This is a genomic window from Nonomuraea sp. NPDC002799 (assembly GCF_053592075.1).
In genome coordinates this window covers 34,955-48,863 of record NZ_JBSFVA010000007.1, presented here as the reverse complement: position 1 = coordinate 48,863, position 13,909 = coordinate 34,955, and the positions used below count along the sequence as shown (strand labels likewise).

At 71.3% G+C, this 13,909-nt stretch carries 13 protein-coding genes; 7 read left to right on the top strand and 6 right to left on the bottom strand.

Features of this window, described 5'->3' with window-relative positions; all coding sequences use genetic code 11:
* The first annotated feature begins 41 nt into the window (after positions 1–41).
* Entirely contained in the window at positions 42–1,247 is a 1,206-nt protein-coding gene (locus ACWD0F_RS15660) for an ROK family transcriptional regulator (RefSeq protein WP_449875840.1), read from the top strand.
* Positions 1,248–1,388: 141 nt separating this feature from the next.
* Here the strand turns inward: ACWD0F_RS15660 and ACWD0F_RS15655 are convergent, their stop codons facing one another.
* The 3 genes from ACWD0F_RS15655 to ACWD0F_RS15645 form a co-directional block, all read right to left on the bottom strand.
* Complete coding sequence (locus ACWD0F_RS15655) at positions 1,389–2,771, bottom strand: MFS transporter (RefSeq protein ID WP_449875838.1); 1,383 nt, start codon at positions 2,769–2,771, stop codon at positions 1,389–1,391.
* Positions 2,772–2,927: 156 nt separating this feature from the next.
* Entirely contained in the window at positions 2,928–3,488 is a 561-nt protein-coding gene (locus ACWD0F_RS15650) for a hypothetical protein (protein ID WP_449875836.1), read from the bottom strand.
* A 208-nt stretch (positions 3,489–3,696) separates the two neighbouring features.
* Positions 3,697–4,398: a DUF2470 domain-containing protein gene (locus tag ACWD0F_RS15645; RefSeq protein ID WP_449875834.1), complete on the bottom strand. Its 702-nt coding sequence runs from the start codon at positions 4,396–4,398 to the stop codon at positions 3,697–3,699.
* 77 nt (positions 4,399–4,475) lie between these two features.
* Here ACWD0F_RS15645 and rpsD point away from each other — a divergent pair, with 77 nt between their 5' ends.
* On the top strand, positions 4,476–5,090 hold the full coding sequence (gene rpsD / locus ACWD0F_RS15640; RefSeq protein ID WP_449876315.1) for a 30S ribosomal protein S4: 615 nt from the start codon (positions 4,476–4,478) through the stop codon (positions 5,088–5,090).
* A gap of 118 nt (positions 5,091–5,208) precedes the next feature.
* Here the strand turns inward: rpsD and ACWD0F_RS15635 are convergent, their stop codons facing one another.
* On the bottom strand, positions 5,209–5,997 hold the full coding sequence (locus tag ACWD0F_RS15635; RefSeq protein WP_449875832.1) for an ion transporter: 789 nt from the start codon (positions 5,995–5,997) through the stop codon (positions 5,209–5,211).
* A 118-nt stretch (positions 5,998–6,115) separates the two neighbouring features.
* On the opposite strand from ACWD0F_RS15635, the gene ACWD0F_RS15630 reads away from it, so the two are divergent.
* Positions 6,116–6,424, top strand: coding sequence for a DUF4190 domain-containing protein (locus ACWD0F_RS15630; protein ID WP_449875830.1), 309 nt, complete (start codon positions 6,116–6,118; stop codon positions 6,422–6,424).
* Positions 6,425–6,476: 52 nt separating this feature from the next.
* Here the strand turns inward: ACWD0F_RS15630 and ACWD0F_RS15625 are convergent, their stop codons facing one another.
* On the bottom strand, positions 6,477–7,100 hold the full coding sequence (locus tag ACWD0F_RS15625) for a TetR/AcrR family transcriptional regulator (RefSeq protein ID WP_449875828.1): 624 nt from the start codon (positions 7,098–7,100) through the stop codon (positions 6,477–6,479).
* 66 nt (positions 7,101–7,166) lie between these two features.
* On the opposite strand from ACWD0F_RS15625, the gene ACWD0F_RS15620 reads away from it, so the two are divergent.
* Both ACWD0F_RS15620 and ACWD0F_RS15615 read left to right on the top strand, forming a co-directional pair.
* Positions 7,167–7,907, top strand: coding sequence for an ABC transporter ATP-binding protein (locus ACWD0F_RS15620; RefSeq protein WP_449875826.1), 741 nt, complete (start codon positions 7,167–7,169; stop codon positions 7,905–7,907).
* Positions 7,907–8,632 (top strand): ABC transporter permease, encoded by a 726-nt coding sequence (locus tag ACWD0F_RS15615; protein WP_449875824.1) that lies wholly within the window; start codon positions 7,907–7,909, stop codon positions 8,630–8,632. Before ACWD0F_RS15620 ends, ACWD0F_RS15615 begins: the two co-directional genes overlap by 1 nt.
* Positions 8,633–8,686: 54 nt before the next feature.
* Here ACWD0F_RS15615 and ACWD0F_RS15610 read toward each other — a convergent pair whose 3' ends face one another.
* A complete protein-coding gene (locus ACWD0F_RS15610; protein WP_449875822.1) occupies positions 8,687–10,045 on the bottom strand; it encodes a S8 family serine peptidase in 1,359 nt (452 codons plus the stop codon).
* 183 nt (positions 10,046–10,228) lie between these two features.
* Between ACWD0F_RS15610 and ACWD0F_RS15605 the strand changes: the two genes are divergently transcribed.
* A complete protein-coding gene (locus ACWD0F_RS15605) occupies positions 10,229–12,268 on the top strand; it encodes a spermidine synthase (RefSeq protein WP_449875820.1) in 2,040 nt (679 codons plus the stop codon).
* A gap of 286 nt (positions 12,269–12,554) precedes the next feature.
* A complete protein-coding gene (locus ACWD0F_RS15600) occupies positions 12,555–13,898 on the top strand; it encodes a hypothetical protein (protein ID WP_449875818.1) in 1,344 nt (447 codons plus the stop codon).
* Positions 13,899–13,909: the final 11 nt, after the last annotated feature.

The following is a 13,909-nucleotide window of genomic DNA, read 5'->3' as shown; positions in this document are numbered from 1 at the left end:
CGTGACTTTTCATGACACAAGCCGTGTGGTTCACTTAGCCGATGGCACGACGTACCGCCGCGACCCTTGCCACAAGTGGCGAGGTGCTCCGGCTCATCCGCACCGGCGAGGCCGTGACGCGAGCCGATCTCGGCCGGGTCACGGGCCTGTCGCGCCCCGCGGTGCAGTTGCGCGTCGGTGAGCTGCTGGAGCGCGGCCTGGTCGTGGAGCGCGACGACGCGCCGTCCACCGGCGGGCGGCCGCCGGTCCGGCTGGAGTTCAACGCCTCGGGCGGCGTGGTGCTGGTGGCGGCGCTCGGCGCCAGCCGGACCCGGGTGGCCGTCTGCGACCTGGCCGGGAACGAGCTGGCCGGCCGCGAGTTCACGATGGACGTGGAGCTGGGTCCCGGCAGCGTGCTGCCGCTGATCATGGACACCTGGGACGAGCTGCTCGGCGACCGGCCGCGCTCGATGCTCAGAGGCGTCGGGATGGGCGTGCCCGCGACGGTCGAGTTCGCGCAGGGCCGCACGGAGAGCGCCCGCGTGATGGCGTCGTGGACCGGCGTGGTCATCCCGCCGATCATCCGGGCCCGCTTCCCCGTCCCCGTGCTGGTGGACAACGACGTGAACGTGCTGGCCATGGGCGAGCACCGCGGCGCGTACCCCGACCTGGACGACCTGATGTTCGTGAAGATCTCCACCCGGATCGGCGCGGGCGTGATCGCCGGGGGCGGCATCCTGCGCGGCGCGATGGGCGCGGCCGGCGAGATCGGGCACATCCCGGTGCTGGACGGCGGCGCCGTGTTGTGCCGCTGCGGCAACACCGGCTGCGTCGACTCCGTGGCCAGCGGCACCGCGCTCCTGCGCGACCTGCGGGCGGGCGGCAAGGACGTCAAGACGATCGCGGACGTGACGGCGCTGGTGCGGGCCGGTGACGCCGAGACGATGGCCATGGTGCGTGAGGCCGGGCGCCGGATCGGCGAGGTGCTGGCCGGGGCGGTCAACATCCTCAACCCGTCGGTGGTGGTGCTCGGCGGCGACATGGCGGAGGCGTTCGGGCCGCTGGTGTCGAGCATCCGCGAGGTCGTCTACCGCCGCTCCACGGCCCTGGCCACCCGGCGGCTGCGCATCGAGCCGAGCCGGCTGGGCGCGGGCGCGGGCATCAGCGGCTGCGCGGTGATGGTGCTGGACCACGTGTTGTCGCCGGACGCGGTGGACGAGACCATGACGGTCACGGCGCTGCGCCGCGACCGCGTCGCCACCAGCTGACCGGCACCAGTTGACGGCCACCGGTTGACCGCCGCCTTCTGACCGGCGCACGCCACCGGGGTGCCCTCGGCTACCTGCCGGCCGGCAGGGGCCTGGCATGCCGAACCGGCCGGCCCGGATGAGCCGGCCGGTCGATCGGGATCACTGCTCGCGCGTCTCCCTGGGCAGCAGCAGCCCCACCGCGAACGTGACCGCCATCATCCCGGCCGCCAGCGCCAGCGTGACCTCGACGCTGCCGGTGCCGAAGTAGACCGTGCCCAGCAGCGCCAGCCCCAGCGCGCCGCCGACCTGCTGCAGCGCCGAGAGCGTCCCCGAGGCCGAGCCGGTCTCCTGCGGCTCGACGGCGGTCATCACGATGCTGAAGTACGGGCTCATGATCAGGCCGCTGCCCAGCCCGGCCACCACGAGCGCCGGAGCGAGCTGCCACGGCGTCACGCCGGGCGAGGCCACCACGATGACGCCCGCGATCCCGGCGCCCATGACCAGCGCGCCGGCCAGCAGCACCTTGCGCCCGTGCCGCCTGGTGGCTTGCGCGACCGCCATGCCCGCGATCATGCCGAGCGAGGAGGGAACGCCGGTCAGCGCGGCCTTGAGCGGCGAGTAGTGCAGGCCGAGCTGGGTGTAGAGACCGATCACCAGCAGGAACCCGGCGAAGGCGGCGAAGTAGATCATGCCGGTGGCCATCCCGGAGACGAACGCCCGCTTGGCGAACAGGCTCGGCGCCACCAGAGGGTCACCGCCGCGCCGCGCCCTGCGCCGCTCGTAGGCCGCGAAGCCCGCGAACACCACGGCGGAGGCGGCCAGCATCGCGAACGTCCACGCGGGCCACCCGCTCTCGCCGCCCTGCACCAGCGGGAAGACGGCCAGCACGGTGCCCGCGGAGGCCAGCAGCGCGCCCGGCAGGTCGAGCCGCACGCCCTTGACGGGCTGGGAGGCGGGCAGGAAACGCAGCGCGGCCAGCGCCGCACCGGCGCCGATGGGCAGGTTGATGACGAAGATCAGCCGCCAGTCCACCGTGGTCAGCGCGCCCGCCAGGATGGGGCCGCCGACCGCCGACAACCCCATGACCGGCCCGAACAGCCCGAACGCGGTCTGCAGCTCCTTGGGTGGGAACATCTCCTTCATCAACCCCATGCCCTGGGGGATCATCGCGGCCCCGAAGAGCCCCTGCACGACCCTGGCGGCGATGATGGTCTCGGGGGAGAAGGCGAGCGCGCACAGCAGCGACCCGACGGTGAACCCGGCGACGCCGATGAGGAACATGCGCCGGCGTCCCACGATGTCACCGAGCCGCCCGCCGGTGAGCAGTCCGGCGGTCATGGCCAGCGTGTAGGCCGCGCCCAGCCACTGGATCAGCGAGGTGCCTCCGCCGAGCTCGGCCCGCATGGTGGGCCCGGCGACGTTGGTGACGGTGGCGTCGAGCAGCTCCATCACGGACCCGGCCAGGATCACCGCCAGGGCCGCCCACCGATGGCGGTAGGGCTGCGGAGCGGTGGTAACCGGACGGATGTCAAGGGCGGTCATCGCTGCCTCCTATCGGAATGGCGTGTTCTGTTCCAGAATAACAGAACGGAACGCTTTATTCCACTAGAAGTCCGGCAACCCACGTTGGGATGACACCGGCAGAGCGGCGGACCGGTAAGGGGCGGCGGCGCGTGACGGCGGCGGCGCGGACAGGAGTTACGGGTTGGCGCCGGGAACCCGGCCGCCGGGGCCGCGGGTCCGGCGGGAGGCGCGCGGAGCGGCCGGAGACGGCTCGACCGCGGACTGCGTGGCCGTCGCGAGCGTGCGGGTGACGGCGGGGGCCGGGGAGCGGCCGGGCTGCGGCGTCACGCTCTCGGTGGGGACGGCCGCCGGGGTGCGGCTCGCGGCGGCGGCACGCGGCGACCGCGAGGCGGTGGGCGTGGGCGAGTGGGCGGGCGCGGTGAGGGCCGACCGGATGGGCGCCGATGAAACGGGCACGGACGGCATGACCGGCGCGGACGAGGTGGGGGCGGGGGAGGCGGTGAGCGTGCGGGATCCGACGGCGGCCGAGGTGATCCCGTTCAGGGGGGCGGCGGCGCCGGGCAGGCGGAGCGCGTCCAGCGTGCGGCCGCCGAACGCGCCGCCCACCAGCAGTGCGGCCGCGGTCAGCATGACCGTCCCGAGCAGAACGCCACTCGCCATCAGCACGCGCCGGCCCCGCCCGCCCTGGTCGGCGGGTGTGCCGGGGTGGCTCGGCGGCGCAGGCGTTCCACTCACGCCTCAAATGCTAGAGACGCCCGCGCACTCGTGGAGCCGATGCGACGGCAAGTCCCGATAATCACAGGCAAATGTGATCATTTCCCAGAGCGCCGGCCCGGTTGGTGCGGCGCCGGGCCCGCAGATGTGGCCCGCCGCGTCAGCGGGTGCGGAGCGGCCCGCGCAGCGCCGCGTCAGCAGGCGCAGAGGAGTCCGCGCAGCGCCGCCGTCAGCAGGTGCAGAGCAGGCCGCGCAGCGCCGTCTCCAGGGACAGGTCCGAGCGTGCCGGCGTCGGCCACGGGAAGCGCACCAGCGACTCGTCCACCCGAACCGTCGCCCCGAACCGGTCCAGCTCCCACAACCACACGTCCCCGGGCTGCTCCCCGAGCTGCTTCGCCACGCCCGCGGCGAGCTGCGCCCGATGGGAGGCGTTGACGTGGGCGAGCACCCGCTCGGCCGTCTCGGTCAGCGGGTCGGGCACCGCCTCCAGGTAGTCGTCGGCGTCCAGCAGCCCCGACTCCTGGCCGGTCAGATAGACCACCTGGGCCACGTCCATCCGCAACAGCCGGGGCGCCCCCGGCTCCCCGAACCGCTCCAGCGCCGCGAACAGGCTCTCGTCCGGGCAATGGGCGGCCACCGCCACCGCTGCCGAGCGCGCCTCGTTCTCCGGTACGGCCTCGGCCCAGCCCTGCACCTCGATCAGTCCGCGCGGATGCGAGGCGGGTCCCAGTTGCCGCATCGCGGTGAGGTTCACCGCCACGACGGCATCCGTGCTCAGGCCGTGCAACGACTCGCCGGGCAGCACCAGCAGCACGGGCCGGCCGCGCTCGTCCACCCCGCCCCGCGCCCGTGAGGGGGCGCCGTCCACGGACAGCTTGGCGACGCTCGACGTCGCGGCGAGAGTGCGCACCCGCTCGGGTATCGACAACATGACGCCTCCTTGAGATCAACGTAAGTGATAGGTTAGGCTTACCTAAGTAAGGACTACCTAATCACATTGAGGTGAACGTGCGCTACACCGGCCCGAAGGTGCGATTGTCACGTCGTGCGGGCGTCCCGCTGACCAAGAAAGCCATCCGCTACTTCGAGCAGCGCCCCTACCCGCCGGGCGAGCACGGCCGCAAGACCAACCGCCGCACCACCGGCGACTATGGGCTGCGGTTGATGGAGAAGCAGAAGCTGCGCTGGTACTACGACGTGTCCGAGCGTCAGCTCCGCCGCTACTGGGACCTCGCCGTGCGCAAGTCGGGCGCCTCCGGCGCCGAGCTCGTCACGCTGCTGGAGAGCCGCCTGGCCTCGGTGGTGCTGCGCTCGGGGCTGGCGCCGTCGATCTACGCGGCCCGGCAGTACGTCAACCACGGGCACATCGCCGTGGACGGCCGCAAGGTGGACATCCCCAGTTACCTGGTCAAGCCGGGTCAGGTGATCACGGTCAGGGAGCGCTCCCGCCGGATGCAGCCGTTCGTGGCCGCAGCCGAGGGGGTCAACGCCGACGAGCGCACCGCGCCGTACCTCTCGGTCGACCTCGCCGACCTGCGCGTCATGCTGACGGAGCGGCCGGCCCGCGAGCACATCATCATCCCCGTCGACGAGCAGCTCGTCGTGGAGTTCTATTCTCGGTAGCCGTGAGCGCGGCAGAGCGTCATGTTCCCGGCGCGCACCTGCACGGCGGCGTCGGCTGGGCGCTGGGCTGCTGCTCGTCGTGACCCTGTGGCGGATCAGCTACCGGCCGCGCCGCGGCTCAGTCGAGGACGTCGCGCCCGCGTAGCTCGGCGACCTCCTTGCGCAGCGCGGCGAGCTCGTCGAGGATGAGCCGGGTGTGGGCCGGGCCGTCGGCCAGCGCGGCGCGCTCCTCGGCGCTCTCCTCGTCCATGGCGCTGACCACCACCGCGAGGAACAGGTTGAGCACGACGAACGTGCACACCAGGATGAAGATGGTGAAGAAGATCCAGGCCGACGGATGCTCGCTCATCACCTCCCTGGCGATGTTGCCCCAGTCGTCGCCCGTCATCGTCTGGTAGAGGGTGAACAGCGAGGTCGGCAGGCTGCCGAAGCGCTCGGGCGCGGTCTGGCCGTAGAGCTTGGTGGACATGACCGCGGCCACGTAGAGCACCAGGGAGAGCAACACCACGATCGAGCTCATCCCGGGCATCGCGCGCAGCAGCGCCGACACCACGCGGCGCAGGCTCGGCACGACCGACAGCAGGCGCAGCGCGCGCAGGATGCGCAGCGAGCGCAGCACCGACAGGCCACCCGTGGCGGGGGCCAGGGCGATGCCCACGATGACGGCGTCGAAGATGTTCCACGGGTCCCGGACGAACGCGGACCGCTCGGCGTAGATCTTGGCCAGCAGCTCGGCCACGAAGATGTAGAGCGCGACGTGGTCGATCGCGGTGAGCAGAAAGCCGTGGCGCTCGACGATGGGCGGGAAGGTCTCCAGACCGAGGGTGCCCGCGTTGACCAGGATGACACCGACGATGAATCGCTGGAAACGCCGGTGGGCGAGGAAGGCGCGGGTGCGGTCACGCACGGTGGCAGACTCCTAAAAGATCGATCAGGTGCCTGCCATGATGGCGTAAGATGATCAAGGGGAAGACTGTGGTATAAATCCCACCTGACCGCGAATGGCTAGGGGGGCCGAGCGAGCAATGTCTTATCCGAACTACGGTCCGTCCTACTACGGTCCGCCGCTCCAGACCCACCCCAATGGCACCACGATTCTCGTGCTGGGCATTCTCAGCCTGGTGGTCTGCGGCTTTCTCGGCCCGTTCGCGTGGGTGATGGGCAACAAGGCGCTGAGCGAGATCGACGAGAGCGGCTACGCCTACGACAACCGCGGCATGGTGCAGGCCGGCCGCATCTGCGGCATGATCAGCTCGATCCTGATGATCCTCGGCGTCGGGTTCTTCGTCCTCATGATCGGGCTCGGCATCGTCACCGGCGGCTTCTCCTCCTAGCGACGCGCAGACGCGCCGGCGCTCTGACGGCCGGCGACGATCGTCGGCGGCCCTAGCGACCGCCGACCCCCGACTCCAGCAGGTCGAACGCCTCCTCCGCCTGCGCTCTGAGGTCGGGCTCGATGCTCGCCCACTCCTCGCCGGCCAGCCGCCGGCGCACCGAATGGTCGGTCAGGATCAGGGTCGTGTCGAGGAGGTGGGAGGCGATCAGCAGCGGCGTGAGGTCGTCGGGGCCCGCCTCCCACTCCTCGGCCAGCGCCCGCGCGAGCGCTCCCACCCGCGCCTCATGGAGCTCGCGCATCCGCGCCACCAGTGACGGGCTCTCGCCGACGATCCGGGCGAACAGATCGGCGCCCGGGTTGAACCCGTAGCGCCAGTCGCGCGTGTCGATCGCGTCCAGGAAGTCGCGGCGGAACGCGGCGACCACGCCCTCTCCCGGCCCGCGCTCGGCCAGCGCCCGCGTCGCCGCCCCGACGGCCAGGTCCTGCCGGTCGGCGAACAGGTCCTCCTTCGTCGCGAAGTAGTTGAACACCGTGTTGACCGACACGTCGGCGGCCCGCGCCACCTCGGCGACGGTGACGTTGTCGAACCCCTTCGCCATGAACAGCCCCATCGCGATGTCCGCGACGCGCTGCCGGGTCTCGCGCTTCTTCCGCTCCCGCAGCCCCTCTTCCATGCCTCCATCGTACCAAGTTTGCAGTGACACCAAATTTGTAGTTACTCTAATTTTGGAGGCGATTAAATGATCAACACTTCGGGTCTGAGCAAGACCTTCGCCGGCGGCGTGGCCGCCGTTGACGGCGTGGACATCGCGGTGGAACCCGGCGAGATCGTCGGCTTCCTCGGCCCCAACGGCGCGGGGAAGACCACGACCATGCGCATGCTGACGACTCTGCTGCGCCCCACGTCCGGCACCGCCACGGTGGCCGGCCACGACCTGCTCGGCGACGCCAGGCAGGTGCGACGGCGCATCGGCTACGTCTCCCAGGGCGGCGGGGTGCCGCCCGCGGTGCCGCTGCGCGGGGAGCTGGAGCTGCAGGGCATGCTCTACGGCCTGAGCCGCCAGGAGGCCGCAGCCGCGACCGCCGGGGTGCTGGCCAGGCTGGGGCTGACCGGGCTGGACGCCAAGCCGGGCGCCGCGTTGTCGGGCGGTCAGCGCCGCCGCTTCGACATCGCGTTCGCCCTGCTGCACGAGCCCGTCCTGCTCTTCCTCGACGAGCCCACGACCGGGCTCGACCCGCAGAGCCGGGCCGGCCTGTGGGACCACATCCGCTCGCTGCGCGCCGAGCAGGGCACGACGATCTTCCTCACCACCCACTACCTCGACGAGGCCGACGCGCTCTGCGACCGGCTGCTGATCATCGACCACGGCCGCATCGTGGCCGAGGGCACGCCGGCGGAGCTGAAGAGCGGCGGGCGCACGCTCGACGACGCGTTCCTCGACATCACCGGCAGGTCGCTGCGCGAGGGGGCGGGGCTGTGATGCTGAGGGACACCTGGATCCTGTTCCGCCACGGAGTGGGCGCCACGCTGCGGCAGAAGGCAGGGATCGTCTTCGGCGCGATCCAGCCGCTGCTCTTCCTGGTGCTGTTCGGGCCGATCTTCACCACGTTCGGCACCTGGGAGACGCTCGTCCCGGGATTGATCATCCAGCTCGGGCTGATGAGCATGGGGCTGGCCGGGTTCGGGGTGGTGTTCGAGAAGCGTTCGGGCGTGCTGGAGCGGATGCGCGTCACCCCGGCCAGCCGGGCGGCGTTGCTGCTCGGGCGGGTGCTCAACAACGCGGTGACGCTGGTCGTCCAGACGCTGCTGCTGCTCGCCGTCGCGTTCGCCTTCGGCCTGCGCGCCCCCGTGCTCGGGCTGGTGGCCGCGTTCGTGCTGGTCGTCGTGCTCGGGATCAGCCTGGCGGCGCTCTCGTACGCCGTCGCGCTGACGATGAACGAGCAGCTGTTCGCGCCCGTGATGTCCACGGCCGTGATCCCGCTGATCCTGCTGTCCGGCTCGTTCCTGCCGATGTCGATGGCGCCGGGCTGGCTCGACGCCATCTCCCGCGTCAGCCCGTTCAGGTACGTCCTGGAGGCGATGCGCGACCTGTTCCAGGGCCACTACCTGACGAGCACCGTGGGCGCCGGGGTGGCGGTCACCGCCGTCTTCGCGGTGATCACCCTCACCTTCGGGACCCGGGTGTTCAACCGGGAGAACGCCTGAGGGCGCGCCGGGCCGGCGGGGGGTGGCCGGCCCGGCGATCGACGGCCCTCCGGCTCAGGCCGCGCTCTTGGCCCGGCGCTGGAGCGCCGCGATGATCCCCGCGGGATCGACGGTCCCGTAGCCGTAGTCGTAGTCGAACCCGACCTCGCTGCGGTCCTCCGCGGTGCGCCGCAGCAGCGCCCGCAACTGGGCCGGCGACAACCTCGTCGACGGCCAGAGCGTGCGCACGGCCGCCACGAGCCCGGCGGCCACCGGCGTGGCCGCCGACGTGCCCGAGTCGGGCTCCCCGTCGCCGAACGCCTTGGAGCCGGAGAAGTGCGTGTAGGCGCAGATGTCCGGCTTGCGGGCCGTCAGCCGCCCCGGCCCCTGCGAGGAGTAGCCCACCCGCGCCCCGTTGACGTCGATGCCGCCGATCGACAGCGCCTTCGGATGGGAGTTGGCGCCCACGATGGGCCTGCGCGGATAGACACAGCGGCCGTCCGGGCACTCACGCCCGCAGTTGCCCGCCGCGAACAACACGTCCGCGCCCGCCCGATCCAGGCTGGCCACCATCAGGTTGAACGGGTGGGCGGCGTTGTCGGAGTAGTTGCCAGGATGCCCGACGGGGAAGTCCCACTCGGGGGAGAACGACCCCCACGAGTTGTTCACCACCAGCGCCCTGGTGGTGGCCGGCTGGGCGTCGAGCACCGTGCGCAGGTGCGCGAACGCCGAGACCGCGTCCGACAGCAGCCCGTCCAGCGCCGAGCCCCCCGGCCGGGTGGACAGCAGCAGCGGGATGTCGATCAGCGTGGCCTGCGGAGCGACGATGAGCGTGTCGAACGCGCACATCGTCCCGTGGTCGACCTCGAACTCGCCGGGTCTGCCCACCACGCCGGCCGGGCTCCAGCTTCGCGGGGCGTCCAGCGTGACGCCCCGGCCGAGCTGCCTGGCCGTGTGGGCCGCGTTGATCCCGGTGTCGAGCACCGCCAGCGCCACGCCGGTGCCGTCGAGTCCTTCGGCGTGCAGGCCGGGCACGTTCAGCAGGCGCTCCAGGTCGTGCCAGTCGCCGACCGGCGGATCGCCTCCGCACGTCGGCGTGGACTCGATGACCGGGTCGGAGAAGACGCCCACCACGTCGGGCCTGAGCGTGGGCAGCAGGGTGACCCGGGAGGCCAGCTCGTCGTCCGAGATCGTGCCGCGCACCAGCACGGAGGCGTCCTCGGCGGCGAGCGAGAAGTCGAGCGGCTGGTTGAGCGAAAGGGGGTCGCCGCCGGCCGTGGGCACCGGCCGGGGCAGGGCCACGGGCACGAAGCCCAGGTCGAGCTCGACGCCGGGCAGGCCGTCGGCGACGTCGGCCGTGGTGGCGGTCTGGCCGGGATCGGCGACTGCCGCGACCAGGTCTGGAGAGGGGCGGAGCTGGATGAGAACCCGCATGTGTCACCACCGAGCGTTTTGGAGGGAATGAACCTCCCAACATTCCTTCATCCGGCGGTGCGCGTCCAGTGCATCTCGGGGGTTTTGACCTGCGAGAATGCCGCATTCGCCGCGAAGCGGACGACATTTGTTCTGGGGCGTCAGACTTCCTTGTTTTCGGTCTGTTCACTACGGTGAATCCTCATGACGCTCCAGGCGCAGAAGCCGGTCACTGGCGGGGAGAAGGATCACTGGCTGGCGGTGCGGCCGAGGCTCATCCTCGCCAGCGCCTTCATGCTCTTTCTCGAGCTGGCGCTGATCCGGTGGACCGGATCCAACATCGTCCACCTCAGCTATTTCACCAATTTCGTGCTGCTCGGCTCGTTCCTGGGCATCGGGCTCGGCTTCCTGCGGGTGGGGCGCTCCCGGCGGCAGCCGTACTACTCGCCCGTCGTGCTCGCGGTCCTGGTCATCGTGGTGCTGACCTTCCCCGTGACCGTCGACCGCAACACCGAGGGCGTCCTGTACTGGACGAGCCTGTCCACCAGCGGCCCGCCCGCCTGGCTGATCCTGCCGGTGATCTTCGGCGCCGCCGCGCTGATCCTCATGGGGCCCGCCGAGCTCGTCGGGCGCTGCTTCCCCGAGCTGCCGCGCCTGGAGGCCTACCGCTACGACCTCATCGGCAGCCTCTCCGGCATCGCCGCGTTCACGGCGCTGTCGTTCCTGAGCGCGCCGCCGGTGTTCTGGGGCCTGATCGCGGCCATCTGCTACGGCGTGCTGCTGCTGCCCAGGCCGCGGACCCTGTACGTGGCGCTGGTGACCGTGCCCTCCCTGGCCGTCGTCGGGCTGCTGCTGGCCGAGACGCTGACCGCCGGGGCGATCTGGTCGCCCTACTACAAGGTCACCACCCGGCAGCTCCAGCAGCTCGGCATCCTCGTCACCGACATCGCCGTCAACGGCATCCCGCACCAGCAGGCCGTGCCCGCCGCCGCCCGGCTGCAGTGGGAGCGCCAGTACGGCCTGCCGTACGAGCGCACCGCCAAGCCCCCGCAGAACGTGCTCATCGTCGGCGCGGGCAGCGGCACCGACGTGGCGATCGCGCTGTCCAAGGGCGCGGGCCACGTGGACGCCGTGGAGATCGACCCCAAGCTGCGCGAGCTCGGCGGCTCCGTCCACCCCGACCGGCCCTACGACGACCCGCGCGTCACCACCCACGTCACCGACGGCCGCGCCTTCCTGGAGCGGGCCGACGAGAAGTACGACCTGATCCTGTTCGCCCTGCCCGACTCGCTCACCCTCGTCTCCGGAGCCAGCTCGCTGCGCCTGGAGAGCTACCTGTTCACCGAGGAGGCCATGCGGGCCGCCCGCGCCCACCTCAAGCCCGGCGGCACGTTCTCGATGTACAACTACTACCGCGAGAGCTGGCTCGTCGACCGCCTGGCCCTGACCATGCAGAACGCGTTCGGCCACAAGCCGTGCGTCGACGTGGTCAGCACCGCCGGCCAGCAGGCCGTCATCACCGCGGGCGTGACCCCGGCGGACCAGCGCTGCGCGAGCGAGTGGCCCGGCGCCGCCGCCGGCACCCCGCCGCCCGCCGACGACGACCGTCCCTTCCTCTACCTCAAGGACGCGACGATCCCGTCCCTCTACCTCATCACGCTCGGCCTGATCCTCATCGTCAGCCTGCTCGCCGTCCGCGCCGTCGCGGGCCCCTACGCCCGGATGCGCCCGTACGCGGACCTGTTCCTGCTGGGCGTGGGCTTCATGCTGCTGGAGACCAAGAGCGTGACGGGCTTCGCGCTGCTGTTCGGCACCACGTGGGTGGTCAACGCGATCGTCTTCGCCGGCGTCCTGGTCGCCGTCCTGGCCGCCGTCGAGGTCACCCGCCGCTTCCGCGTCCCGCCGCTGCCCGTCATGTACGCCGTGCTGCTGGCGGGCCTCGCGCTGGCCTGGCTGGTGCCGAACGCGTGGTTGTTGTCCCTGCCGCTGCCCCTGCGCGCGGTGGCGGCGGTGACGGTGGCCTTCCTGCCGATCTTCGCCGCCAACGTCGTCTTCGCCAAGCGCTTCGCCGACACGGCCGACGCGACCACCTCCTTCGGCGCGAACCTGCTGGGGGCCATGGTGGGCGGCTGCCTGGAGTACGCGGCGCTGGTGATCGGCTACAAGGGCCTGCTCATCGTGGCGGCCGTCCTCTATGTCGGAGCCTTGGCGCTGCTGCCGCGAAAGAACGCCTCGGTGGTGTGAAAAAAGTCTCCTGAGGAATGTGAATAGCGAAAATCGGTGATCCGCGGGCGCCGGTCCGCATTGTGCTCCCGCGCGCTCCCCGGCCCTGCGTAACGCCTTGACGCACGGTCAGGTTAATTGTTCTTGACGTGGGTTGATTTGTCGCGAACCGCGAGGTGAGCTAGAGAGATGAGCACGCCTTGATCGCGATGTTCGTTGAATCTAAAAAGGGAAATTCATCTTCCCGAACAGGAGGTCCGAAATCGGGGGTGACGTCCGGTAAACCCACGAAAAAAGGTGAAAAATCATGGCGAGACAAGGGGCAGCCAGGATAGATGTTGAGCACGTCCTGCCGCAGGAGCCGGCGCCGGTGCCCGCCGGTCGCGCGGAGCAGGTCGCCGGAGTCCTTCCCCGAGGAGTCCTGTTCTCGATCCTGGCGCCCGGAACGCCCGGACCGGCGCGGGTGCCCGACGCCGAGTGGACGCTGACCTCGGCCTGGCCCTACCGGGGCCGCAGCGCCACCGGCACCGCCGCCGTCCACTACGGCACGGGGCACCGCGAGCTCGTCCGGCCGATGATCTTCGCGGACGAGTTCGGGCACGGGCCCAGCGACCTGCCGGGGCTCTGGAGCAGGCTCAACGCGCCGTACCCGCCCCACCAGCACCGCCTGCTGGACCAGCTCCTGGCCCAAGGCGTCGACGTCGTGCTGCTCGGCTTCGGCGTCCGGCACACCTACCTCCAGGCCAACGCCGGGGTGGCGGCGACCTGCGTGCGCCGGGCCGTCTCCGAGCGCATCGGCGGCGCGCCGCTCGTCGTCGGCGGCCTGGGCATGGGCGGGCTGATCACCCGCTACGCGCTGGCGGAGATGGAGAACCGCGGCGAGGACCACCAGACCGCGACGTACCTGTCGTACGACGCGCCGCACAACGGCGCGTGGATCCCGCTCATCCTGCAGCAGCTCGCGTACTTCTCGCAGAGTCTCGGCGCGCCCGGAGCGCCGGGACCGGCGGATCTGATCAGGAGCCCCGCCGCGCAGCAACTGTTGTGGGCGTGGGTCGAGAGCGGGCGCTACTCCGGGCCCGTCGCCACGGCCAGCCCGTTACGCGGCGAGTTCATCGACGACCTGCGGCGCGTCGGGTGGTTCCCGGTCAGGCCGCGCAAACTCGGGGTCTGCAACGGCGCCGCCGACGGGACCGGCAGGAACATTCCGCCGGACGAGCTCGTGTTCGAGTGGAACGCGCTCGGCGGCGTCGTCGGCGCCACGGTCCGCACCCAGCCCGATCGCGGCACCAACCGGCACGTCGGCGGCATGCGGGCGGCGCCGATGTGGGGGAGCAAGAGCTACACCAGCGACGTGGGCCCCTTCGACGGGGCGCCGGGCGGGACGCTGGCGTCGTACGGGATGGTCGCCGACGAGCTCGGCGCGCCGATCCAGAGCCGGTACCGCTCGGCCTGCTTCGTCCCGTCGGTGAGCGCCGTCGCCCTCCAGTACGACCCGGTGGAGTGGACGGTGGATCTCTACACCGACATCACCTCGCTGTCGCCGGAGCACAGCCAGCTGGACGACTTCCAGTGCGACGCGGACAACTCCGAGCACGGCTCGGTGACGCCGACGCTGGCCGAGTGGATCCTGGGTCAGCTCGCCAAGTAGGGCACCCCCGG